Here is a 23,609-nt window from a genome sequence, read left to right as displayed (position 1 = left end):
CAGTAACCGCCACGCCTTTTTTATGGGGGCTTGTAAGCCGTGCCTTGATCAGGCCAGGTTGTAGATAAACACCACCAGCACCGCGATCGGAGTGACGAAGCGCAGGGTGTTGTACCACAGCTTGAAGCCGGACTCGGACAGCGACAGTTCGTTCTCTACCGCCTGCTTGGACATGAACCAGCCCACGACGATGGCAACCAGCAGGCCACCCAGCGGCAGCAGGATGTTGGCGGTGAGGAAGTCGAGAAGGTCGAAGATGGTTTTGCCTTCAAACATCGCAAACATGCCCAGCGGCGTGACGTCGGACCACAGGTTCAGTGACAGGATTGAGGCAATGCCCAGCAGCCAGCAGGCAATACCGGCGGCCAGGGTGCTGATGGTGCGGTTCATGCCTTTTTGCTCTTCCAGCCATTCCACCAGTGGTTCCAGCAGAGAAATGCCGGAGGTCCAGGCGGCGAAAATCAGCAGCACGAAGAACAGGGTGCCGAACAGGGTGCCCATCGGCATCTGACCAAAGGCCAGCGGCAGGGTCTGGAAGATCAGGCCCGGGCCGGCGCCCGGCTCCATGCCGTTGGCGAACACGATCGGGAAGATGGCGAGGCCAGCCAGCAGGGCAACGCCGGTATCCATAATGGACACGGTGATGGAGGTCTTGGCGATGGAGATGTTCTTCGGCAGGTAGGAGCCATAGGCCATCATCACCGCCATGCCCAGGCTCAGGGTGAAGAAGGCATGCCCCAGGGCCACCAGAACGCCTGACGTAGTCAGCTTAGAGAAGTCCGGCTGGAACAGGAAGCTGACCGCTTCACCGAAATGGCCGGTGGTCATGGCGTAGCCAACGACAATCAGCAGCAGAATGAACAGACCAGGCATCAGGATGCTGACGGCGCGTTCCAGACCGGAGCGGACGCCACGGGCAACCACCACCATCACCAGGGCCATGAAGACGGTGTGCCAAAGCAGCAGGGTGCCGGGGTCGCCCAGCAGTCCGGTGAAGATTGCTTCGACCGCCTCCGGTGTGGCGCCGGCGAGTTGGCCACTGGCCGCGGTGCCGACGTAGGACACCGCCCAGCCGCCGATCACGGAGTAGAAGGAAAGAATCAGGAAGGCCGCAAGCACACCAATGATGCCAGCAATCTTCCAGGCAGGGTTGAGCTTGTCCCGCTCGGCGATCAGCCGCAGGCTGTTGACCGGACTGTGACCACCACGACGGCCAATCAGCACCTCCGCCATCATGATTGGGATACCCACGGCCGCGATACACACCAGATACACCAGTACAAAGGCACCGCCACCATTCTCACCGGTGATGTAGGGAAATTTCCAGATGTTGCCCAACCCCACAGCGGAGCCGGTTGCGGCGAGAATGAAAGCCAGCCGGGAGGACCAGAGTCCGCGGCTGGCAGACGCGCCTTCCAGGGTTCCGGAAGCCGTGGCGGAGGAAGAATAGGACATAGCTGTCTCCTGCTTACATCTTTTTGTTTTCGGGGGACAGGGGCCGACCGGGTTGGCCGACCCCAGGGAGTTCACATGTTGCTCATTGGATCAGGCGTCCGTTAGCCGGCTTTTGCCAGCGATTCGGGTTGCTGATCTTTCTGGGCGGGGATGTGCTGGAAGCGTTCCTCAGCCAGCTCGTTGGCGATGGCGCCGGTGGGGCGGCCATCCCGGTCGGAGCGGGTGAAGATTTCTTCCAGGGTTTCACCGATGGACTCGACATGGGCGCGAACCTTGTCGGCATCGTGATCGGTACGCTCGTGGAAGACGTCAATAATGCCACCGGCATTGATGACGAAGTCCGGAGTGTAGAGAATGCCGCGCTTCATCAGCGCTTCATCGTGATGGGGGTGTTCCAGCTGGTTGTTGGCCGCGCCGGCAACCACGGTGGCCTTGAGTTTCGGAATGCTCTGGTCATTCAGTACCGCGCCCAGGGCACAGGGTGCAACCACATCCACCGGCAGGGTGAGGATTTCTTCCGCACTGACCGGTGTGGCGCCGAATTCTTCGACCGCGCGATCCATCTGATCCTGGTGGATGTCGTACACCCACAGTTTGGCGCCGGCCTCGTGGAGGTGGCGCGCCAGACGGTAGCCGACGTTGCCGATACCCTGAACGGCCACTTTCAGTCCGGTCAGGTCGGTACGGCCAAGCTTGTGCTTGACGGCCGCCTTGAGGCCAACAAAGGTGCCATAGGCTGTAGCTGGCGACGGATCTCCATTGCTTGGATTGCCGTCAAAGCCTTTGCGGGCAGAGACGCCGGCGACATTGCTGGTCTGGCGTCCCATGATTTTCAGGTCGGCCACGCTGGTGCCGGAATCCTCGGCTGCGATGTAACTGCCTCCAAGGGTTTCCAGGAAGCGGCCCATGGCCTCCATCAGCTCTTCCGTCTTGTGCTTGCGGGGATCACCGATGATGACCGATTTGCCGCCACCGAGGTCCAGGTTGGCGAGTGCCGACTTGTAGGTCATGCCACGGGACAGGCGGAGCACATCGCGCAGGGCCTCTTCGTCGGTGGCGTAGGGATACATCCTGCAGCCGCCGAGCGCGGGGCCCCGTGAGCTGTTGTGAACGGCGACAATGGCCTTGAGCCCGGTTTTGGGATCGCAGAAGAAAGAGACCTGTTCGTGGTTGTCGAACTCGGGATGGCTGAATACGTTCATGGCGTTTCACCTTGCTTTCTGGCCACTGCGACCCTTGTGAGGGCAGTGGCTGGTTTGGTTTGGGCCTTTCCGGGATCACCGGGCCGGCCCTCTCTTGTTAGTTTAGTTCGTAATGCGATGTATCGGTTCACGCCGCAGCGCTGGCGATCCGGTTGTGTTCGGGAGCGCTGGGGTTGATTTCCCGGCGCAACTGCTGGCGTTCCCTGGCTGCGGCTTCATAGGCGCTCTCTTTGACCGGTCCGTATCCGCGGACTTTCGCCGGCAGCGCTGCCAGCGCCCGGGCTGCGTCCAGATGGTCGCGGCTCAGGTGCTGGAGCAGCCAGTGGACGTCGGCTTCGTACTCGCGGATCAGCGCCCGCTCCAGGCGCCGGTCGGCGGTATAGCCGAACACATCCAGGGGCGTGCCGCGCAGGACTTTGAAACGGGCCAGAGCCCGGAACACTTTCTCCATCCACGGTCCGAAGCGGAGTTTGCGGGGGCGGGCGCCGTCTTTACTGCGGGACAGCAGCGGCGGAGCCAGATTGAATTCCAGCTCGTAGTCACCCTCAAACTGCTCTTCCAGTTGCTTGAGCAGGCTACCGTTGCTGAACAGCCGGGCAACTTCGTACTCGTCCTTGTAGGCCAATACCCTGGCGTAGTTTTCGGCCACCGCCCGCACCAGCATGGGATCTCGGCCCAGCTTTGCGTCCACCGCCTTCTCGACCTTGCGCACCAGGTTCTCGTACCGCTTTGCGTAGCTCTCACTCTGGTACGCTTCCAGGTGGCGTTTGTTGCGTTCGATTAGCTGCTCGGTGGTCTCCATGACCTGAACCACGTTGGCCTTGGGCTGCGGGAATGCCAAAGACATCACCGCGTCCAGGTCATGGGCGGCGCGGCGGCCCCACACAAAGGCCTGCTTGTTGGCGTTCACGGCGACGTTGTTGAGTTCGATGGCCCGTTCAATCGAGGCTGCCTTCAGGGGCAGCAGGCCCTGTTGGTAGGCAAAACCCACGGTGAACAGGTTCACCGCCATGGCATCCCCCATCAGTGCTTTGGCCAGCTTGCCGGCATCCAGGAACCAGCTGCCGTCCGCTTTTGAGGCCTCGCGGATGGTGGTTTCCATGGCCTCACCGGGGTATTGCAGGTCCGGGTTGCGGGTGAACGCCGCCGGCATTGCGGTCTCGGTATTGACCACGCTGCGGGAGAAGCGGTTGTCCAGCTTGGCCAGCGCGTCGTCGCTGGCGGCCACCATCAGGTCGAAGGCCATCATCAGGTCGGCCTCACCGGCCGGAATACGCACTGCGTGAATGTCTTCCTGGCGATCACCAATGCGAATGTGGCTGACCACGGCACCGAACTTCTGCGCCAGGCCCGCCTGGTCCAGCACCGACACGCCCTTGCCTTCCAGGTGGGCGGCCATGCCCAGCAGGGCGCTGACGGTGACCACGCCGGTGCCGCCAACGCCGGTCAGCAGGATGCCGTAGGGATCGTGTTCGCCAACGAAGGTCGGTTCCGGCAGGGTCGGGAAGTCGACATCCTGACTCACACCGGCAGGCTTCTTGAGTTTGCCGCCCTTGACGGTGACAAAGCTGGGGCAGAAGCCCCGGACGCAGCTGAAATCCTTGTTGCAGGCGGACTGGTCGATGGTGCGCTTGCGGCCCTGTTCGGTCTCCTTCGGCAGGATCGACAGGCAGTTGGACTGGATGCCGCAGTCACCACAGCCTTCGCAGACATCGGCATGGATCATCACCCGCTGGTCCGGGTCGGTCATGGTGCCGCGTTTGCGGCGGCGACGCTTCTCGGCGGCGCAGGTCTGGTCGTAGATCAGCACCGAGCAGCCCTCAATCTCCCGCATCTCCCGTTGAACCTCATCGAGATCGTCACGGTGATGGAAGGTGGTGCTGTCGGCAAAGTCCGCCCGCGAGGGGTACTTGTCGATGTCGTCGCTGACAACGGCAATCCGGCGTACTCCCTCACCATTGAGCTGGTGGGTGATCTGCTGCACCGTCAGGGTGCCGTCCACCGGCTGACCACCGGTCATGGCGACGGCATCGTTGTACAGAATCTTGTAGGTGATGTTGGCGCCGGAGGCGATCGCCGCGCGGATGGCCAGCAGCCCGGAGTGGAAGTAGGTGCCGTCACCGAGGTTCTGGAACACGTGCTTCTGGTTGGTGAACGGGGCCTGACCGAGCCAGGTGACACCTTCGCCACCCATCTGGGTGAAGGTGTCCGTGCCGCGGTCCATCCAGGTGGCCATGTAGTGACAACCGATGCCGCCGAGGGCGCGACTGCCTTCCGGCACCCGGGTGGAGGTGTTGTGGGGGCAGCCCGAGCAGAAATGCGGCGTTCGCTCCAGGCGCTCCTTCGGTTGCGCCAGGCTGGATTCCTTTTCGGTGAGAAAGTCCAGCCGCTGGCGAAGGGTGTCGTTGCAGTAGTGATTCTTGATGCGTGCGGCAATCGCCCGCGCCACCATGGCAGGGGTCAGCTCGTCGTTGGAGCGTAGCAGTTCGGCGCCGGTTTCATCCCGTTTGCCGATGATCCGTGGGGCCTTGCGATCCTGCCAGCCGTACAGCTGGGTTTTGATCTGGTCTTCGATCAGGCCGCGTTTCTCCTCCACCACCAGGATCTCATCGAGGCCGCCGGCGAACTCGAAAATTCCTTCCGGTTCCAGCGGCCAGGGCATGGCGACCTTATATACCGTCAGTCCCAGGGCTTCGCACTCGGCGTCGCCCAGGCCCAGATCCGCCAGGGCCTGGATGGTGTCCAGATAGGATTTGCCGGTGGTGACGATACCAAATCGTGGTTTGCTGGCACTGACCACGGTCCGGTCCAGACGATTGGCGCGAGCGAAAGCTTTGGCCGCCTCAAGCTTGTAGCGGTGCAGGCGCTCTTCCTGGGCCAGCGGCTTGTCTGGCCAGCGGGCATTGAGACCGCCCTCGGGCAAAGTGAAGTTATCCGGTATGCGGATGTCGATGCGGCTCAGGTCGAGGTTGGCGCTGAGGGAGGAATCCATCACTTCCGCCAGGGCCTTGAACCCGACCCAACAGCCACTGTAACGAGACATGGCCCAGCCATAGAGACCGAGATCCAGAATCTCCTGCACGCCGCTGGGATTGAGCACCGGCATGGAGGCGTCTACGAAACCGTAGTCGCTCTGGTGGGGCAGGGTGGATGATTTGCAGGCGTGGTCATCGCCGGCCACCGCCAGCACACCCCCATACTGCGAACTGCCGGCGGCGTTGGCATGTTTGAAGACATCGCCGGTACGGTCGACACCGGGCCCCTTGCCGTACCACAGTGCGAAGACGCCATCGTACTTGGCGCCTTCAAAGATGTTTACTTGCTGAGAGCCCCATACGGCGGTGGCGCCCAGGTCTTCGTTGACGCCCGGCAGGAAGTGCACGTGGCGCTGTTTGAGGTAGTCCTTGGCCTGCCACAGGACCTTGTCGAAACCGCCCAGTGGGGAGCCGCGATAGCCGGAGATGAAGCTAGCGGTGTTAAGGCCATTTTGCTGATCAAGCTGGGCCTGCAGCAGGGGGAGGCGTGCCAGGGCCTGGCTGCCGGTCATGTACACCGGACCTGCGTCGCGCTCCCACACATCGTTGAGACTGACATCACGCATAACGAATTACCTTTCTGCTCGATAAACCAGACACCTGCTGCAGCGAGATTGCTGAGCCAAAAGGGTGTTGGTGGAAAATCAGGAACGAGTCAGGTCCGGATCAGCGCAGGGCGACCGGAAGGCAAGTGCCGTCTGGCGTCAGGCCCGGGTCCTGGGGTATCGAATCGAGTAACAGAGAAAGGTCTGGTATGCGGAGGGTGTGACCGTGCATCGGGCACAGTCCGGTTGTGGTAACCGATAATGTGGACATTCTGAAATCCTCTCCCACCCGGCCGGATCACGGCGTCAGTGGTTGTCTTGTTTTTGTAGTTCGGCTTTTGGCCGACATAACGATTTCATCGTCTGCGACCCCTTGTGGGGGCGCGACCAAGTGCCAAACTAGATGCTTTTTCTATAGAGGTCAACGACTATTTTCTAACCAAAAAGTCGGTCTGGTTTCACCGTCGGATATTTGCCAGAGGCGCGAAAATGGCCTGCCTGGCGCTGTACCAACCGGCTTTTTCTGGGGTTTTCCGGACCAGGGAATCGGCGACCACGCCGCGACGGATCAGCAGGCGCAGTGACCGTCCGATGGCGGGAGTGTGACCTGGGTCGCGTTGCCTGGCCGGGGCCAATCGGGGGTTCATCGTGGTGATTGCGGGGCGAACCCGGGGCGCTTCTCAGGTAGACTCCCCGGTCCGTTCAATCTCAGAAGGACTCCCATGGCCGACCTGTCGTTGCTGCAATACGTTCTGATTGGGCTGATCTTCATCTGGAGCGGTTTTGTCCGATCCGGGTTGGGGTTTGGTGGTGCGGTCCTGTCGCTGCCGTTTCTGCTGCTGGTGCACAACGATCCGCTGGTGTACCTGCCGCTGATTTCGGTACACCTGCTGGTGTTCTCATCCCTGACCATTGTGATGAACAACCGCAAGCAGGCGGCCTCTGCCGAGGTTTCGGCCAGCGCCGGCGGCACCGTGGACTGGGTCTATCTGCGGCGGATTCTGGCCATCATGATTGTGCCAAAGCTGATCGGGGTGTTTGGCTTGATCACCCTGCCGGCGCAGGTGATGAGTGGCATTATCTTTGCCATCGTGTCGGTCTACTCGCTGTCCTACATCTTCAACCGGCCGTTCCGCAGCAACAGCAAGGCTGTCGACACCGTGTTCCTGATGCTGGGAGGCTACATCAGCGGTACGTCGCTGATTGGTGCGCCGCTGATCATTGCGGTAGCAGCCCAGCATCTGCCCAAGGAGAAACTGCGGGACACCCTGTTTGCGCTCTGGTTCATCCTGGTCACCATCAAGATGGGGGCGTTCGTCTGGGCGGAGGTTGATCTGCAACTGATTCACCATCTCTGGCTGCTGCCCTGCGCCGCCATAGGCCATGTGATTGGCCTGCGGTTTCATGAACGCATGCTGCAGGCGGAGACGCCGATCTTTTTCCGGGTACTGGGGTCGATCCTTTTGGTGATCAGCTGCGTCGGGTTGTGGAATGGACTGACCTGATCTTCCCCGGGCAACACCGATATGACCGGATTCACTAACCCGTCGGCGGCTATCGCCAGACGGTCTGAACATTGGCCGACGGGACCACTCTGCTGTTTTATAATCGGGCTGTGACCGTTCGCGACTCTGCGCGAGGGAGGTGCTGTCATGAAACGGCTTTTCTATGTAGTGGATCGTATTGACGATGTGCAGGACATCTCCGACGACCTGCATGCCCGGGGCATCCGCGATTCCCGTTTCCATATCGTCAGCCGTGATGAGGCTGGTCTGTACACCCACCGTCTGCACCGCGCCAGCGTTCTGGATCGCACCGATCTGGCCCGCTTTGTCGAGCGTGGCATGCTGATCGGGCTGGTGCTGGCCCTGTCGTTCATCCTGCCTGCCATGCTGTGGTCAGGCATCCAGTGGCCGACCCTGGCCTGGGTGGCGCTGGCAGCGTTTGCGGTGATGGCGGGCGGCTGGCTGGGAGGCTTCGGCGGCATCTCGTCGGAGAACTACCAGATCCGCCGGTTCCATGGCGAGATTGAGGCCGGCAAGTACCTGGTGATGGTGGATGTGCCCCGCAAGTTTGCGGTGGAGATTGAGCAGGAAATGCTGGAGAACCACCCTGAAGCGGTGCTGAAAGGGGAGGGCAGTAGCGTCAACAACCCCTTCGCCGGCAGCGATGGGCGGGTTCATATCATTTAGGCCAGTCGACCCGACAGATGAACACGCCCGGAGACGGACAGCGACTGATAACGCGTGCTGTCGCCGGAAACGATACAAACGAGAAGTAATATCGTTTAGAGTGGCGGCTCTGAGTTGATAGCCGTTGAGTCCGTCCCGATGCCCCAGTATGCCCGCTCCGATCTCCAGACCCCTCTGAGCCGCATTGAGCGTGTGCTCGACCATATTCACCGCAATCTGGATCAGCCGCTGTCGGTCCAGGCCCTGGCAGCTCTGGGGGGCTGGTCCCGCTGGCAGTTTCAGCGGGTCTTTGCCGCTCACACCGGGCTGTCGGTGGCCCAGTATGTCCGGGAATTGCGCCTCAGCCGCGCCGCCGAGGCCCTGCTGTCCGGTACCCAGCGACAACTGGACATTGCCCTGGCCTGCGGCTTTGACTCCGAAATCAGCTTCAGCCGCAGCTTTCGCCAGATGTTCGGGTGCAGCCCCGGACAGTATCGCAAACGCGGCCAGCGTTCCGGCCTGCGCACGCCCATCCACAGTCGTGACCTGCCGTTACCGCCGGAGGAGCTGAACCCGCGGATGCTGCAGATTCGGGTGGAGACCCGACCGGCGTTCGATGTGGTGGGGGTGTGTGGCCAGGTAAGCGGCCTGTTTGCCGACCAGCCGGATTTTGCCACCAAGGTCCCCGCGCTTTGGCAGCAGTTGCTGGCCAAGGTCGAACGCCCCAGCGACCGTCCGCTGATTGGCGTCATGGACATTTCCGAAGCGGCGGATTCCGGCGCCAGCTTTCCCTACTGGGCGACTGTGGAAGCGGACGGGCTGGAGCCTCCTCCTCACCTGCCACGGCTGACGGTGCCGGCGCAGGAATACGCCGTGATTCCGTTTCAGGGGCCCTTGGCCGCGCTGGAAAAGACACTGGAATGGTTTATCCATTACTGGCTGCCGTCGTCAGGTTACCGTGGCCGCTACGGTTTCGATCTGGAGGTGTATCACCCCGAGTTCACCATGGAGCAATCCATAACCAGCATGGAGTATTGGGTGCCGGTGGAGCCCGAGCGTTAATCAGAGGCTTCCTGACACCGATGCATCATGCACCAAATGGTTAAGTCGTGGTTGTCAGAATCTCTAGAATAAGAATGATTGGCATTTGAATTGTCAGCCTTCATGTCTTCATTCAGGAGTATCAGGTAACCCATGATCCCAAGACTTTCCCAACCGCGTTCCCTGCTTTCCCTGGCCATTGGACTGGCCCTGGTTTCCACTGCCCAGGCCGATGAGACTCTCGGGTCCCTGGACGAGCTGACGGTGTATGGAGACACGTATCGCAGCACTGCCACCAAAACCGCGCTGGCGCCGGAGGAAACGCCCCAGAGCATCAGTGTCCTTGACCAGCAGGTCCTGGAGATGCGGGATGCTGATTCTGTGGCCGCGGCGTTGCGCTATGCTCCGGGGGTGAACACCGAGCTGCGTGGTGGTGCGGTGGGGCGAATCGACCTGTTCAGCATGCGCGGCTTCATCAACTACCAGAACTACTACGACGGCCTGCAACTGCTCTACAACGACTGGAACCTGCAGCCCCAGGTGGACCTGGCGGCGGTGGAGCAGGTCGAGGTGTTCCGTGGACCGACGTCAACCCTGTACGGGGCCATGCCGCCAGGGGGCATGGTTAACCTGATATCCAAGAAACCGTCGACCCGCAGCGATCACCGGATCGAGCTGGCCGGTGGCTCGCGCAACCTGCTGGAAGCCTCTGTGGACAGTGCCGGTCAGTTGGGTGATTCCGATCTGTCCTACCGTCTGGTGGCGCTGACCCGTGGCCGTGATGGTCAGGCCGAAACCTCTGAGGAAGAACGCCATCTGATCGCGCCCTCGGTGGACTGGCAGGTCAGTGAAGATACCCTGGTCAACTTCAACCTGTACTACCAGAAAGACCCGGAGATGGGCATCTATACCAGTCTGCCGGCGTCCACCGTGTTCAAGCCCAATCCCAACGGCCGCCTGCCGACCGACGCCTTCTCCGGGGATGCCAACTGGAACACCTTCGATAAAGAAGTGTTGATGGCAGGGTACAAGATCAACCACAACATCAACGACAACTGGAATTTCCTGCAGAACTTCCGCTACACCGACGCCGAGGCCTACCAGACCAACACCTACAGCACGGTGCTGGCGGCGGACGCCCGCACCCTGTCCCGGCGTGCCTACCTGACGGATGAGGCAACCACCGGATTCACCGTCGACAACCAGTTCTCAGGCCGTTTCCGCACCGGCCCTCTGGAACACAACCTGCTGGTGGGTGTGGACTACATGGAACTGGAGTCCGATGTGCGCTACGAGGATTCCGCGGCGCCTGACATCGACCTGTTCAACCCGGACTACTATCAGATCAATCCGGCCACCATCGACATGACCGGCACTGCCTACAGCTCCGATTTCACCATCGACAAGAAGCAGCTCGGGGTGTACCTGCAGGATCAGGTCCGGCTGGATCGCCTGGTGCTGATCGCTGGCGTGCGCTGGGACGATTTTGAAGGCACCGAGAAGGGCCTGAAGTACGGTCAGCAGGTGGATTCGAAACTGGAGCAGGACAATGTGTCGGTGCGCGCAGGCGCGCTGTACGAACTTCCTGGCGGTTTTTCACCCTACCTCAATTACGCCGAAAGCTACGAACCACAGACCGGCTCAGACCGCAATGGCCGGGAGTTCGATCCATCCACCGGCGAGCAGCTTGAGGCGGGCGTGAAGTACAAGTCGGCGGACGGTCTCCATCAGGTGAACCTGGCGGCGTTCCGGATCGACAAGGAAAACGTACCCACCCGCGATCCCAATGGCGGTCCGTATGACAAGATTCAGGCCGGTGAGGTGCGTTCCCAGGGTGTTGAGCTGGAAGCGCTGACGCAGCCCACTGAGAACCTGTTGTTGTCGTTGTCCTACACCCTGCAGGATGTGGAAGTCACCGAAGACAACACCGGACTGGAAGGTAAGACCCCAATCTGGGTGCCGGAGCAGATGGTTTCGGCCTGGGCAGACTACGGTTTCTATGACGGCGCCCTGCGGGGCCTGACCGCCGGCGCCGGCGTGCGTTACATCGGCGAAGCCGAGCTGGATGCGGTCACCAACGAAGGTAAGGTGCCGTCTGCGACGCTGGTGGATGTGGCAATCCGCTACGATCTGGGCATGGCCAGCGCGGCCCTGAAAGGCACATCCCTGGGGCTGTCCGTCAACAACCTGATGGATGAGCGCTATTACAGCTGCTTCGATGCCCTCAACTGCTGGTTTGGTGAGGAGCGCACGGTCGAAGCCAGCGTCGCCTACGCGTTCTGACAGGCGCCCAGCCGGCGCGCCAGGGATGGTGCGCTGTGGTATGGTCAGACAGGTCCCGGCCCGCACCTGCGGGCCGGCCTTCGTCGACTACCTGAGCGCAGCGGAGATGCTCCATGAACGTGTTGTTGCTGGGTGCCACCGGGCTCACCGGGCGGCACTGCCTTGAGGGTCTGCTGGCGCTGCCGGAAGTCAGCCGGGTGACCACGGTGACCCGTCAGCCCCTAGATCACCATCACCCGAAACTGAAGGCCGTTGTGGCGGATTTCGAGCACCTGGAATCGGTGGCCAGCCACTTCGAAGTGGATGCCCTGGTCTGTTGCCTGGGAACCACGCTGAAACAGGCCGGCTCGCGGCAACGGTTCCGCCGTGTCGACCACGACTACTGCCTGCACGCCGCCAAACTCGGCCGCGCCCGGGGCGTCAAGGCGTTCCTGCTGATGTCTGCGGTGGGGGCATCCCGCCGTTCACCGGTGTTCTACAACCGCGTCAAGGGCCAGATCCAGGATGCGATTGCCGCCCTGGGCTATCCCCAATTCTCGATCTACCAGCCTGGTCTGCTGCTGGGGGAACGTCAGCAGCATCGCCGTGGCGAAGCCGCCCTAGCCACCGTGATGCCGACCCTGAACCGGCTAATGGTCGGCCCGCTGTCGGCTTACCGGGGCATTGAGTCGAGTCGCGTTGCCCAGGCCATGGTCAATGAAGTTCGAGCCCTTGATCCTGCCGCCCTGAAACAAGCTGATCCCCAGGTCGTCATTCGCCGCCACGAGGACATGCTCGCCCTGGCTTGTGCCGCGCCGCTGGTGGACTGACGCAAGACGGGCCTGGCTTGGCGAGGTACGGGTTTATACCTATTCGCTTGCGGCGCTGGATTGCATAGCGTGCGATTATGAGCACACTATCGACCCCCTATCAGCTCCAGCCCGACCGGGTCCGCGCTGAATTCCTGCGGCTGCTGCCGATCTCGCTGTTCGTTGTGGCGTTCGGCGCTGCGTTTGGTCTGGCCGCGGTACAGACTGGCCTGACGCCCTTTCAGTCCTCGCTGATGAGCGTGGCGGTGTTTGCCGGCGCATCCCAGTTCGCCGTGCTGGACATGTGGGGGCCGGAGATTGCCATATTGCCGATGATGGCGGTGGTGTTTGCCATCAATTCCCGTCACCTGTTGATGGGGGCGTCGCTCTACCCGATGCTCAAGCAGCTGCCGCCGCTGAAGCGGTACGGCATCCTACTGTTCCTCACCGATGCCAACTGGGCGGTTGCCGCTCAGGACTATCAGAACGGCAAGCGCAACCTGGAAGTGATTCTTGGCGGCGGCGCGGTGATCTGGCTGGCCTGGCTGGTGGGGACGCTGCTCGGTGTCTACTTTGGTGGTCTGCTGGACGATCCCCAACGCCTGGGGCTCGATATGGTTCTGGGCTGCTTCCTGTTGTCCATGGCCCTTGGCGGCAAAACCTCCCCCCGAATCCTGGTGGCCTGGACCGTGTCTGGTGCCGCGGCCATGGCCGCCTTCTGGTGGCTGCCGCCTCACACCCACGTGGTGGTGGGGGCACTCGCCGGCGGCGCGGTGGGTTATTTCTGGCTGGAGCGGGATGAGTCATGACCATTGAAACCACCACCACCGGCATCCTGGTGGTCATCGTTATCATGAGTCTGGTTACCCTTGCTACCCGTTGGGGCGGGGTGTACCTGATGTCCTATGTGCGCATCAGTCCGCGCATTGAGAGCTTTATCAACACCATGGCCAGTTCGGTGCTGATTGCCATCATCGTGCCGATGGCGTTTGAGGGCGACCTGGGCGCCCGGCTGGCACTGTTTACCACCGCAATGATGGTGGTGGTGCTGAAGAAACCTCTGCCGGCCATCGCGGCCGGTGTGGCCATGGCGGCACTGACGCGGATGTTCTGGTAGCGCAGCCGCCGGTGCTGGCCCTGGCCCTTTAATCAAAAGCTCCTCAAGTTTACTGGCCATCGGCCGATACGAAGTGCAGTCCTTCGTAGTCCGGAGATCGGCCATGATCAGCAGTAGCCAAGTCAGCTTTTCCCAGAGCCACAGTCGCACCACCTCACAGATGGACGCCAGTCAGTATCGCCTTGCCCGACAGAGCGATGGCGGTGGTGATGGGCCGCGAGAGCTGTTTGCCCGCCGTGACGCCTCCTACCACTACCGTGGTCAGCAACAGGTGGCGTTTTCCGGCAACAGCCAGATCCAGGGCTCCGGGGGCACCCGGGTCATGGCCAACAATCAGGTTATCGAGCGTACCGCCGATGTCATGCTGCAGGGGCGCCAGGCCATTCGGGTCAGCCGCGCGGCGCTGGGCGACAATGTCGGGGTGGGCGGCGGCAACAGTGCCTCGGTAAACGTCACCGCCAGCCGCTATTCCTTCTACTCGATGAATGAAACCCGCTCCTTTGCGGCCAGTGGCAGTATTGAGGTGGACGGCGAGACCATCGATTTCACCCTGTCGCTGCGTCAGCAGCAGAGCCATTCCTACGAGTACTCCGAGAGCCTGCAGATCACCGAGCGCCAGATGACCGATCCGCTGGTGATCAACTTCGGCTCGGCGACCGCCAGTCTGACGGATTCGCTGTTTGAGTTTGATCTCAATGGCGATGGTGAAGACGAGCAACTGGCCACCCTCGGCAGTGGCAGCGGTTACCTGGTGTTCGATCGCAATGGCAACGGCAAGGTGGACGACGGCTCCGAGCTGTTCGGGCCGCAATCCGGCTCCGGCTTTGCCGATCTGGCCCAGTTCGACAGTGATGGCAACCAGTGGCTTGATGCCAACGACGAAGCGTTCAGCTCGCTGCAGGTCTGGGTCCAGACCGCTGGCGGAGACCAGGAGTTGCGCTCTCTTGAGGAAGTGGGCGTACGGGCGCTCTACGTGGAAGGAGCCAGCGATCGCTTCACCATGACCAACAGCCAGGGGGTGCCCCTGGGGCAGGTCAAGGCGTCCGGCATCTACCTGACTGATGGCGGCGAGGTGCGCACACTGGAGGAGCTGGATCTGATGGATCAGCGCCAGACAGCAACCGCCGGTTCCGATGTGGTGATGAACACGCCTCTGGGGACGCCAAACGATGGCGGTACCGGGCTGTCTGATGAACAGCGTCTGGCCGCCATTCGGGAAGCTCTGGACAAGCTCAACGAAATCCGCGAACAGCAGAAAGAAATGCTGGAACGGGGCGAGGAAGAGGGGATTCTGTCCTTTGAGGAATACATGAGCGAGATCGACCGAATGAGGCTGGCACTGCTGGCCAGCCAGGCCGAGAAAGAGAAGGCCGCCAACACCTACCGCGACGTGTCAGAGCCTGGCTAACGTCGCCGTTTGGAGGCTTCACCGAATCGGGCACTAAGCCTTTGTACTCCGCCTTTGCACTAAGCTTTTGCACTACGTCGTTGTACTACACCTGGCTGCCTGCTTGAGAGCCGCTGGCGGGACGCCTCGCCAGCGCATGAATGCCCGCCGCATACGCTCGGTATCAACAAAGCCGCACTGGCGGGCAACCGCCTTCAGTGATCCATAGCCGCTGGCCAGGGCATTGCTGGCGGCTTCCACCCGCAGCCGTTCCACCGCCCTGGCGGGCGTTTCACCCATTTCCTCCCGAAAGACCCGAGCAAAATGCCGGGCGCTCATGCAGGCCTGGTCCGCCAGCTCCTCCACCGTCAGTGGCCGCTCCAGGTTTCGCCGGATAAAGTCCATCAGGTCGGCAAAGCGCCCCTGCTCCCCCCCCAGTTCCAGCAGTTCCGAATGCTGGGTCTGGCCGCCAGGACGGCGGTAATACACTACCAGTTGTCGGGCCACCTGACGGGCGATGGTTTCGCCCAGATCCTCTGCAATCAGCGCCAGCGCCAGGTCAATCCCGGCAGTGATGCCAGCGGAGGTCCATAGCCGGCCCTCGCGCACATAGATCCGGTCCACCTCCAGTTGTACTGCCGGGAACCGGCGCTGGAACTCCGTTGTGCGGCGCCAGTGGGTGGTTGCCCGTAGCCCGTCCAGCATGCCCAGGGATGCCAGCAGAAAGGCGCCGGAACACACGCTGGCCAGCCGTCGACAGCTCTGGCCATGGCGGCGCACAAACGCCTGGGTAACCGGGCAGGCCAGCGCCTGATCAATACCTGAGCCACCGCTGATGATCAGGGTATCAGGGGAGGCCACTGTCTCGAACGACTCAGTGACGACTTCAAGCCCGGCATAGCTGGCCAAGGCGCCGCCATCACGACTGACGTGCTGCATCCGGTAACTGCCGGGCGCGAAATGGTTGGCGGCGTCGAAAGCCGCCAGCGGGCCGGTGTGATCAAGGATCTGGAACCCGGGGTACAGCAGGAAAACAAGTGATCGGCTCATGGCAGAATATGCAGGATAGTTGTCATTTATGCCTTAGCCTAGCGTGCGATGCTGTTACCCACAAGATCAGAGGCTTCATAACGGGAAATCGCAATGCAGAGAACCAATGTGATGCTGCTGGCCCTGTGCCAGGCAGCGGTGATGACCATGACCAGCCTGGTGCTGTCCTCCTCGGCGCTGATCGGCGCGGATCTGGCCTCGGCCCAGTGGGCGACGTTACCGCTGGCGGTGCAGTACCTGGGGACCATGTTGCTGACCTATCCCATGTCTCGCTGGATGGGCCGCTGGGGGCGGCGACCGGTGTTTGTGATGGGGGCGCTATTGGGAGCCAGTGGTCTGCTGCTGGCGGCGGCCGGCATCCACCAGGGCAGCTTTGCGCTGTTTGTTGTCGCCGGGCTGCTGATCGGCAGTTTTACCGCCGTCGGGCAGTTTTTCCGCTTTGCCGCGGCAGAGGCTGCCCCGCCCGAGAGCCGTTCACGAGCCATTTCACTGACGCTGACCGGCGGCCTGCTGGCGGCTGTGGCGGGGCCCCAACTGGCGCGGTTTACCGCCGAAGTCTGGATGCCTACCTTCACCGCCAGCTTCCTTGCCCTGGCACTGGTGGCCCTGCTGGCGGCGGGTCTGGCGAGCCGGCTGCGGCTGTCACCTCTGTCGGCTCACCCGCAATCGGCAGGGAGCACATCCTGGTCGAAACTGCTTGCGAACCCTCGCCTTGTCTTGGCGATGGCTGCCGGCGTGGTGGGCTACGGTGTGATGAACCTGCTGATGACCGCCACCCCGCTGGCCATGCTTTGTTCCCAGCTCGCGTTTGATGACACCGCCAGCGTGATCCAGTGGCACCTGGTGGCGATGTTTGCGCCATCCTTCTTTACCGGCTGGCTGATCCAGCGTCTGGGCGTCATGGTGGTGATGCTTGCCGGCTGCGGCCTCAACCTGGCCGGCATCGCTGTCAGCCTGGAAGGGGTCAGCTACAGCCACTACCTGGTGGCGCTGATGCTGGTCGGTGGCGGCTGGAATTTTCTCTACATCGGTGCCACCAGTCTGCTGACGGACAGCTGCCCGGAAGCCGAGAAAACCCGGGTACAGGGCCTGAATGACACCCTGGTGTTCCTGGGCCTGACCGTGGCCACGATGGGATCGGGGGCGCTGGTTACCCATCTGGGGTGGGAGATTGTCAATCTCTGGGCCGCCGTGCCGGTGCTGATGGTGATCGTGGCGATTGTGGTGCTGTGGCTTTGGGAGCAGCGCCGGCCGGATCTGGCCCGTTCGTCATCCTGAGCTAGCCTGAAGTAGGGCGCCTGACATTTTGGGGCGCCTGAGATTCGTGGCAATCGCAACAGGGAGACCGTCATGTCCAATCATCATACTTACAAAAAGGTGGAAGTGGTCGGTTCATCGACCGAGAGCATTGACGCCGCCATCGAGAACGCGGTGGGTGAATGCAGCAAGAGCATTCGTAATGTGGAGTGGTTCGAGGTGCAGGAAATCCGTGGCCACGTGGTGGATGGCAAGGTGGGCCACTACCAGGTGGTCATGAAGGTGGGGTTCCGGATCGAAGGCAGCTGACGCTCCTCAGCTGCCGGACCGGGCAATGATGTCGTACCGGGACCCTCCGGTGCCCGGGGTGCTGGCAAACAGGCTGATGCGGTTGACCGGAAACGGCGCTGACCGAAAGTGGGACCAGGCCTCGAGATAGGGGGTGGCCTCTGCGCCTTTGCCCAGTCGGGCGACGGTGATATGGGGACGGAAGGGGCGAGTGTCAGGGCCAATACCCAGCGGCACCAGGGTATCGGCGAGCCGCTCATGGAGCCGCCGTAGCGGCGATTCCGGTTGAGCGCCCAGCCAGATGGCGCGGTGATGAAAGTGGCCGGCACCGGTCAGGATCAGGTTGAAATGGCCCAGACCGAAAGTCCGTACCAGCCGCTTAATGCCGGCGCAGTCGTTGTCCTGCACATTTCCCAGGAAGTTCAATGTCAGATGCAATTGCTCGTCAGTCTGCCAGCGGGCGTGGGCAAGAGGCATATGGGTGGCGAGCACCTGTGTCTTGATGGCGGCGGGCAGTTCCAGACCGATGAACAGTCGCATGGAGAGGCTCCTTCAGTCGGCCGAGCTGTCCTGGCGGAAGGGCAGGGCGGTGCCGGCATCCTGGCGATATTGCCGGACCTGCCCGGCTTCGTCTTCAACAAACCTGGCGATGGCGTCCCGAAAGCCGGGGTGAGCGATGCCGTGCCAGGAGTGGGTCAGGGTGGGCTCAAAGCCGCGAATCAGCTTGTGCTCGCCCTGGGCCCCGGCGTCAAAGAGCTTGAGCCCACGCTCAATAGCCAGCTCGATACCCTGGTAGTAGCAGGTTTCAAAGTGCAGGTGCTGGTACTCCTCAAGGCAGCCCCAGTAACGGCCATAAAGTGTGTCGTCGCCGATCAGGAACAGCGCAGCGGCGATCCATTGCCCGTGACGCCGGGCCATCACCAGATGAAGCGACTCAGGCTGTTGCCATTGCAGCTCGCGGAAAAAATCCAGGTTCAGATAAGGTCGTTGGCCACGCTTGAAGTAGGTTGCCTGGTAGTACCCATAAAAGGTTTCCAGGGCGTCGGCGGGGATGCGGTCGCCGCTAAAGTGCTCGAAGCTGATCCCCTGCTCCAGCACCTGTCGGCGTTCACGGCGTATGGATTTGCGTTTGCGGGACGTCAGCCGGGCGAGGAAGTCATCAAAGCCGGAGTAACCCCGGTTGTGCCAGTGGAACTGACAGCCAAGGCGGTGCAACTGGCCAGCGCCGTGGTCCGCATCGGGCGCCTCGTTGGGAGCGTTGAGCAGTCGCTGGTCAGCGCCCTCCGGGAACAGCAGGTGCCAGGAAGACAGTCCCAGCCCTGTCATCAGCTGGTCCAGCGCCTGGTTTATCTGGCCGGGACGGAGTCGGTCGCGGGCCCCCGGTTCAAGCAGCAATCTCGGCCCCTGACATGGCGTGAAGGGCACCGCGACCAGCAGCTTCGGATAGTAACGGAGACCGTGGTGGCGGTAGGCATCGGCCCAGGCCCAGTCGAACACATACTCGCCCATGGAATGCCCTTTCAGGTAGGCCGGCGCTACGCCGACCAGCTCGCCGTTGAGGAACAGCTTGAGATGACAGGGCTGCCAGCCGGTGTCGGCGTTGGTGCAGCCACTGCGTTCAAGCGCCGCCAGAAAGCTGTGGCGTAGGAAGGGATGGCGGCCACCGCTAAAGTGGTCCCAGGTGGTCTGGGGAATCGCCAGGATGCTGTCTTCGGTGGTCAGGGAGAGTTCGGGCATGGGGTCCGCTACTGGCCGGGGAACATCGACACCTTACCGCCAAGCGGCCGGTAAGCGAACCCCCTTGCTCTCTTGGTGTTGGCTGTTGGCGTTAGCTCTTGATGCTGCGCCTATCGTTTGACGCCAGGCCCTCAAGCTGGCGCCAGCGGGTTACTGCTCGTCCGAGGCCTCTTGGCAGCGTTCCCGCATGCGGTCCTGTCGCTCAGCCATACGTTCCTGCCACTTGGCTTGCTGTTCATCGCGGATGGTATCCCAGGTTTGCCGTTGTGCTGGTGTGAGTTCCAGGCGCTCGGCCATCTCGGCATGGCGTTCGTTCATGCGTTCCTGGTGTTGCTGCCATCGTTGCTGATGACGTCCTTCCCGTCCGTCCTGGAAGCGTTCACATATTTCGGCAGAGGGTTTGCCACGAGAGTGATCGCCGTGAGGGCCATGGTGGCCGGCGAACGCCATGGGGCTGGCCAGCAGTGCAGCGGAGCACAGGGCAGGCAGCAGCCAGCGCCGGGATGGGCCGGTGGGACGGCGGGTGCCGGTGGTATGGGGTGTGGTCAATGGCATGGTCGCACTCCTTGAGTATCGTGCTTGCCCGCATTGCTGGCGGGCCGGTGAATGTACGCTGCCAGTTTATGATGGGCGGTGTCAGCTGCCGTCAGCAGGGTGTAAAGGTTGTGCAAAGCCCGGTCCGGCGTCAGAGTGCGATTGGGCGCCATGGTATATTGAGCCGCAACGACGCAGGAGGTGGCAGGGTGCAGAACCGGGTATTGCTGATAGAGGATGACGACGAGCTGCGCCAGCTCCTGGCCCGCTATCTCGACAGCCAGGGTTTTACCGTGCGGGAGGCCGCCAACGGTGAGGATGGCCTGGCGCTGGCGGCGGAACACTACTGCGATGTGGTGGTGCTGGACATCATGCTGCCGGATCTCAACGGCCTGGAAGTGCTGCGTCGTCTGCGCAGTCGTACACACCTGCCAGTGATCCTGCTGACCGCGCGCGGTGACGAGACCGATCGCATCGTCGGTTTTGAGGTCGGTGCCGATGACTACATTCCCAAACCCTGTAATCCCCGGGAGCTGGTGGCCCGGCTGCAGGCCTTGTTGCGCCGCATCAGCTGGGATCAGAAAGCGGAGGCGGATGCTGTGCGTCACTATGGTGACGTGCGACTGGAGCCGGACCAGCGCCGTATCCTGCTCAACGACCAGGTGCTGGACCTGACCGCCACCGAATACGAAATCCTGCAGGTACTGCTGGCCCATGCCGGCAGTGTGGTGCGCAAGACCGACCTGATGCAGTGGGCCCTGGGTCGACGGCTGTCGCCCCATGACCGTACGCTGGATATGCACATCAGCAACCTGCGCCGCAAACTGTCTGACCAGGGTGGCAAACGGATCGAAACCGTGCGTGGGCTCGGCTACAGCTACCGGGTGCCGGCATGATCGGGCCGCGGGGATTTCCGTTGTTCTGGCGCATCTTCCTGTTGATCTGGCTGGCCATGGTGGTGACCGTGCTGGCGGCCAACTTCGCCACGCGGGAACTGGTGGAGCGGGAGCGCAGCAGTATCGAGCGGGAGAAAGGCCTGCGGGATGTGGGCCAGCAGGCAGTGACCATCCGTGAGACACAGGGCCTGCGGGCTGCCCGCCGTTATCTGCGGGAGCAGGGGCGGGAGCTGTCGCTGTTCATTGCCCTGTTGGAGAGAGGGCAGCGAGGCGACAGCCTGCCACCGGAAATCCGCGAACGGATGAAGGAAGGTTGGCTGCGCCACCGCCCCGTGGTACTGCACCTGCCGGGGCATTACCGCCTGGTGGCCTGGCCCCGGGAGGGTGGTGAAGGCTGGCTCGATCCGCGCTGGTTCCGTTGGCTGCAGATGGCAATCGGCTTTGTGGTCATCACCCTGGCCTGCTGGTGGCTGGCACGAATCCTGGCCAAGCCACTACGGCACATGGAGCACACCGCCCGCCAGATTGCCGATGGCGACATCTCCCTTCGGGTGAGTGAGCGGATCTCCCGACGCCGGGATGAGGTCGGGGCCATGGCGACCGCGTTCAACGACATGACCGACCGCCTGCGTCAGCTGCTGGAGCGCCAGAAACACCTGCTGCGGGATATCTCCCACGATCTACGAACCCCCCTGAGCCGCCAGCGGGTGGCGATTGAGCTGGCCTGCGATGCAGGAGCGGATGTTGAGCTGATGGACAGCATTCGGCGTCAGAATGAACGCCTGGAAGCGATGACAGCGCAGATACTGTCGCTGTACCAGGTTCAGGACCAGCGCTGGTCAATGCCCCGATCCCCGGTTGAGCCGGTGCGGGTCATGCAGACTGTGTTGCGGGATGCAGCGGATTACGCCGAGCACCAGCGGGTGGATTGTCACCTGGATGTTGCTGACGGTGTACGGGATATGCTGGTCCTTGGCGATGCCGACTGGCTGCAGCGGGCATTCGAGAATGTGCTCCAGAACGCCTTGGATCACACACCGCCCTCGGGGGTGGTGTCCGTGCTGATCACCGCCACCGCGGAATCCATGACTGTCCGGGTGCAGGACCAGGGGCCCGGCGTCGAGGCTGGTGCCCTGGCCCATCTGTTCGAGCCCTTCTACCGTACTGACCAAGCCCGTTCAGGTCAGGGTTGGGGCTTGGGGTTGGCGATTGCCCGTGACATCATTGCGGTGCACGACGGCTCGGTGTCGGCCGAAAATCTGGCACAGGGCGGGCTGGAAATCCGGATTCAGCTGCCGCTATTCAGCGACGGTGTTGAGCCTTTGTAGCGCCGATCCGTCACTTTTTATCCTGGTTGTCGGTCTCGGGCGTTGTATCCGGGGCCGGTTTGAGTTGCTCCGCAGCCGAAAAATCAATACCTTCCTGCAGTTCATCGGCGCCGAAGCGAATGCCGCAGCCGGCTTTTTCCAGCTTTGCCGCCGGGGCAGTGCCAGGCGTATGCTTTTGCTCTTCGGACATGGTGTGCTCCTGGCTGAAAATCCGCTGACCGGGAAATTACTGACTGGACAGCGACAGAACAAGGCGTTATCCGTTATGGCACAGGATTATCCCATACCTGCCGGTTTCCTGGAACGTGAGACCGAAATCAAGAAGAGCCGGTTCATTGCCCGGGTGGCACCGGTGACCTCCCGGGATGACGTTCGGGGCTGGCTTGATCAGGCTCACCGGGACCACCCTGATGCCCGCCACATCTGCTGGGCCTACCAGATCGGCCGTCCCGGGTCGGCTGCCGAAGCCGCCATGAACGACGACGGTGAACCCTCGGGCACCGCTGGCAAGCCGATCCTGAACGTGATTCAGCACAAGGATATGGGCGACGTGCTGGTGATGGTGATCCGTTACTTTGGCGGTATCAAACTGGGAGCTGGCGGTCTGGTGCGTGCCTATGCGGGCGCGGCAGAGAGCGTATTATCCCAGGTCGAGCGGGTGATTCAGCCGGCCCTGGAGAGCGTTACCATCACCATGGGATTCGCCGATGAACAGCCGCTGCGGCACTGGTGTGACCAGCACCAGGCACTGATTGACGACATGATCTATGGCAGCGGCGTCGAGGCCAGAGTCCGGGTGCCCACCGACGCCATTGCGACCTTGACGGCCTATTGCGAGGCCCAGGGCCTGCAAATGGCGGTGGCCGATGCCTGAGCCTGGATACCGGCCGGGAACAATGGCGGCAGGTAGGGTCAAACAACCAGATAGAAGGCGAGGTTTCGCAACCCACTTGGGAGGTTAACATGATGCGCACGGTAACAATGGTGATTGCCGCCCTGGCCATGGCTGGTTGTGCCAGTCAGGTGGTGACCGACTACGATACCCAGGTGGCGTTTGATCGCTACTCGTCCTGGGCGTTCTCCAGCCATCCGGAAGAGAAGGGCTTCAAATCCCTCGACAGTCGCCGGGTGGAATCGGTGCTGGAGCGGGAGCTGGCTGCGAAGAATCTGAGCCGCCAGCCGGAAGACCAGGCCGATCTGCTGGTCAGCTATCAGGTGATCGAACAGGAGCGGTTGGACAGCTACGGCTTCAGTTATGGCGTGGGTTTCAGCCACCGGCCCTTTGGCTGGGGCATTGCCACAGCGCCGCCGACGCGGGAAGTGATTGAAGGCAAGCTGGTGGTGGAGCTGGTGGATCGCAGCAACGAGCAGGTCGTCTGGCGAGCGGCCAGCAAGCGCTACCTCAATGAGGACCAGTCGCCGGACTATCGCAGCGAGCTGATCGACGACGTGGTCCGGGAGATGTTTAACCAGTACCCGCCGCAGATGCACTGAC

General features: G+C 62.1%; 22 protein-coding genes. 14 read left to right on the top strand and 8 right to left on the bottom strand.

Annotated features, from left to right (window positions below; all coding sequences use genetic code 11):
• Nucleotides 1-48: 48 nt before the first annotated feature.
• The 3 genes from MLD24_RS02170 to MLD24_RS02160 form a co-directional block, all read right to left on the bottom strand.
• The gene (locus tag MLD24_RS02170; RefSeq protein ID WP_227175208.1) at nucleotides 49-1,455 is read right to left on the bottom strand and encodes a sodium-dependent transporter; all 1,407 of its coding nucleotides are present in this window, start codon (nucleotides 1,453-1,455) and stop codon (nucleotides 49-51) included.
• 101 nt (nucleotides 1,456-1,556) lie between these two features.
• Entirely contained in the window at nucleotides 1,557-2,657 is a 1,101-nt protein-coding gene (locus MLD24_RS02165; protein ID WP_227175209.1) for a Glu/Leu/Phe/Val family dehydrogenase, read from the bottom strand.
• A 127-nt stretch (nucleotides 2,658-2,784) separates the two neighbouring features.
• Nucleotides 2,785-6,258 carry an indolepyruvate ferredoxin oxidoreductase family protein gene (locus MLD24_RS02160; protein ID WP_248163425.1) on the bottom strand — a complete coding sequence of 1,158 codons (3,474 nt, stop codon included), beginning with the start codon at nucleotides 6,256-6,258 and terminating at the stop codon, nucleotides 2,785-2,787.
• Between the two features lie 701 nt (nucleotides 6,259-6,959).
• Here MLD24_RS02160 and MLD24_RS02155 point away from each other — a divergent pair.
• From MLD24_RS02155 to MLD24_RS02120, 8 genes are all read left to right on the top strand, one after another.
• A complete protein-coding gene (locus MLD24_RS02155; protein ID WP_248163424.1) occupies nucleotides 6,960-7,742 on the top strand; it encodes a TSUP family transporter in 783 nt (260 codons plus the stop codon).
• A 147-nt stretch (nucleotides 7,743-7,889) separates the two neighbouring features.
• Nucleotides 7,890-8,429 carry a hypothetical protein gene (locus tag MLD24_RS02150; RefSeq protein ID WP_248163423.1) on the top strand — a complete coding sequence of 180 codons (540 nt, stop codon included), beginning with the start codon at nucleotides 7,890-7,892 and terminating at the stop codon, nucleotides 8,427-8,429.
• Nucleotides 8,430-8,567: 138 nt separating this feature from the next.
• Nucleotides 8,568-9,470: a helix-turn-helix domain-containing protein gene (locus MLD24_RS02145; protein ID WP_248163422.1), complete on the top strand. Its 903-nt coding sequence runs from the start codon at nucleotides 8,568-8,570 to the stop codon at nucleotides 9,468-9,470.
• 132 nt (nucleotides 9,471-9,602) lie between these two features.
• Nucleotides 9,603-11,732: a TonB-dependent siderophore receptor gene (locus MLD24_RS02140; RefSeq protein WP_248163421.1), complete on the top strand. Its 2,130-nt coding sequence runs from the start codon at nucleotides 9,603-9,605 to the stop codon at nucleotides 11,730-11,732.
• A 113-nt stretch (nucleotides 11,733-11,845) separates the two neighbouring features.
• The gene (locus tag MLD24_RS02135; protein WP_248163420.1) at nucleotides 11,846-12,541 is read left to right on the top strand and encodes an NAD(P)H-binding protein; all 696 of its coding nucleotides are present in this window, start codon (nucleotides 11,846-11,848) and stop codon (nucleotides 12,539-12,541) included.
• A 77-nt stretch (nucleotides 12,542-12,618) separates the two neighbouring features.
• On the top strand, nucleotides 12,619-13,329 hold the full coding sequence (locus MLD24_RS02130; protein ID WP_248163419.1) for an AzlC family ABC transporter permease: 711 nt from the start codon (nucleotides 12,619-12,621) through the stop codon (nucleotides 13,327-13,329).
• Nucleotides 13,326-13,637, top strand: a complete 312-nt coding sequence (locus MLD24_RS02125; protein WP_248163418.1) for an AzlD family protein — start codon at nucleotides 13,326-13,328, stop codon at nucleotides 13,635-13,637. The genes MLD24_RS02130 and MLD24_RS02125 overlap by 4 nt, the downstream gene beginning before the upstream one ends.
• 103 nt (nucleotides 13,638-13,740) lie before the next feature.
• Nucleotides 13,741-15,045 carry a DarP family protein gene (locus MLD24_RS02120; RefSeq protein ID WP_248163417.1) on the top strand — a complete coding sequence of 435 codons (1,305 nt, stop codon included), beginning with the start codon at nucleotides 13,741-13,743 and terminating at the stop codon, nucleotides 15,043-15,045.
• Between the two features lie 72 nt (nucleotides 15,046-15,117).
• Here the strand turns inward: MLD24_RS02120 and MLD24_RS02115 are convergent, their stop codons facing one another.
• Nucleotides 15,118-16,074, bottom strand: a complete 957-nt coding sequence (locus MLD24_RS02115) for a GlxA family transcriptional regulator (protein WP_248163416.1) — start codon at nucleotides 16,072-16,074, stop codon at nucleotides 15,118-15,120.
• Between the two features lie 93 nt (nucleotides 16,075-16,167).
• On the opposite strand from MLD24_RS02115, the gene MLD24_RS02110 reads away from it, so the two are divergent.
• Together MLD24_RS02110 and MLD24_RS02105 are read left to right on the top strand one after the other, a co-directional pair.
• Nucleotides 16,168-17,352 carry an MFS transporter gene (locus MLD24_RS02110; protein WP_248163415.1) on the top strand — a complete coding sequence of 395 codons (1,185 nt, stop codon included), beginning with the start codon at nucleotides 16,168-16,170 and terminating at the stop codon, nucleotides 17,350-17,352.
• 72 nt (nucleotides 17,353-17,424) lie between these two features.
• Nucleotides 17,425-17,640 (top strand): dodecin, encoded by a 216-nt coding sequence (locus MLD24_RS02105; RefSeq protein WP_227175221.1) that lies wholly within the window; start codon nucleotides 17,425-17,427, stop codon nucleotides 17,638-17,640.
• Between the two features lie 6 nt (nucleotides 17,641-17,646).
• On the opposite strand, the gene thpR is transcribed toward MLD24_RS02105, so the two are convergent.
• The 3 genes from thpR to MLD24_RS02090 form a co-directional block, all read right to left on the bottom strand.
• Complete coding sequence (gene thpR / locus MLD24_RS02100) at nucleotides 17,647-18,159, bottom strand: RNA 2',3'-cyclic phosphodiesterase (protein ID WP_248163414.1); 513 nt, start codon at nucleotides 18,157-18,159, stop codon at nucleotides 17,647-17,649.
• A gap of 12 nt (nucleotides 18,160-18,171) precedes the next feature.
• Entirely contained in the window at nucleotides 18,172-19,356 is a 1,185-nt protein-coding gene (locus MLD24_RS02095) for a GNAT family N-acetyltransferase (RefSeq protein ID WP_248163413.1), read from the bottom strand.
• A gap of 150 nt (nucleotides 19,357-19,506) precedes the next feature.
• The gene (locus tag MLD24_RS02090; RefSeq protein WP_248163412.1) at nucleotides 19,507-19,911 is read right to left on the bottom strand and encodes a Spy/CpxP family protein refolding chaperone; all 405 of its coding nucleotides are present in this window, start codon (nucleotides 19,909-19,911) and stop codon (nucleotides 19,507-19,509) included.
• A 188-nt stretch (nucleotides 19,912-20,099) separates the two neighbouring features.
• On the opposite strand from MLD24_RS02090, the gene MLD24_RS02085 reads away from it, so the two are divergent.
• Nucleotides 20,100-20,786 (top strand): response regulator transcription factor, encoded by a 687-nt coding sequence (locus MLD24_RS02085; RefSeq protein ID WP_248163411.1) that lies wholly within the window; start codon nucleotides 20,100-20,102, stop codon nucleotides 20,784-20,786.
• The gene (locus MLD24_RS02080) at nucleotides 20,783-22,114 is read left to right on the top strand and encodes a HAMP domain-containing sensor histidine kinase (RefSeq protein WP_248163410.1); all 1,332 of its coding nucleotides are present in this window, start codon (nucleotides 20,783-20,785) and stop codon (nucleotides 22,112-22,114) included. The genes MLD24_RS02085 and MLD24_RS02080 overlap by 4 nt, the downstream gene beginning before the upstream one ends.
• 10 nt (nucleotides 22,115-22,124) lie before the next feature.
• Here the strand turns inward: MLD24_RS02080 and MLD24_RS02075 are convergent, their stop codons facing one another.
• Nucleotides 22,125-22,304 carry a hypothetical protein gene (locus MLD24_RS02075; RefSeq protein WP_248163409.1) on the bottom strand — a complete coding sequence of 60 codons (180 nt, stop codon included), beginning with the start codon at nucleotides 22,302-22,304 and terminating at the stop codon, nucleotides 22,125-22,127.
• 75 nt (nucleotides 22,305-22,379) lie between these two features.
• On the opposite strand from MLD24_RS02075, the gene MLD24_RS02070 reads away from it, so the two are divergent.
• Nucleotides 22,380-22,988, top strand: a complete 609-nt coding sequence (locus tag MLD24_RS02070; RefSeq protein WP_248163408.1) for a YigZ family protein — start codon at nucleotides 22,380-22,382, stop codon at nucleotides 22,986-22,988.
• 89 nt (nucleotides 22,989-23,077) lie between these two features.
• Complete coding sequence (locus tag MLD24_RS02065; protein ID WP_316972728.1) at nucleotides 23,078-23,608, top strand: DUF4136 domain-containing protein; 531 nt, start codon at nucleotides 23,078-23,080, stop codon at nucleotides 23,606-23,608.
• Nucleotide 23,609 lies beyond the last annotated feature (1 nt).

Source organism: Marinobacter xestospongiae, assembly GCF_023156385.1.
GTDB lineage: Bacteria > Pseudomonadota > Gammaproteobacteria > Pseudomonadales > Oleiphilaceae > Marinobacter > Marinobacter xestospongiae.
The sequence above is the reverse complement of the archived record's forward strand: the minus strand, read 5'-3'. Positions and strand labels throughout refer to the sequence as shown.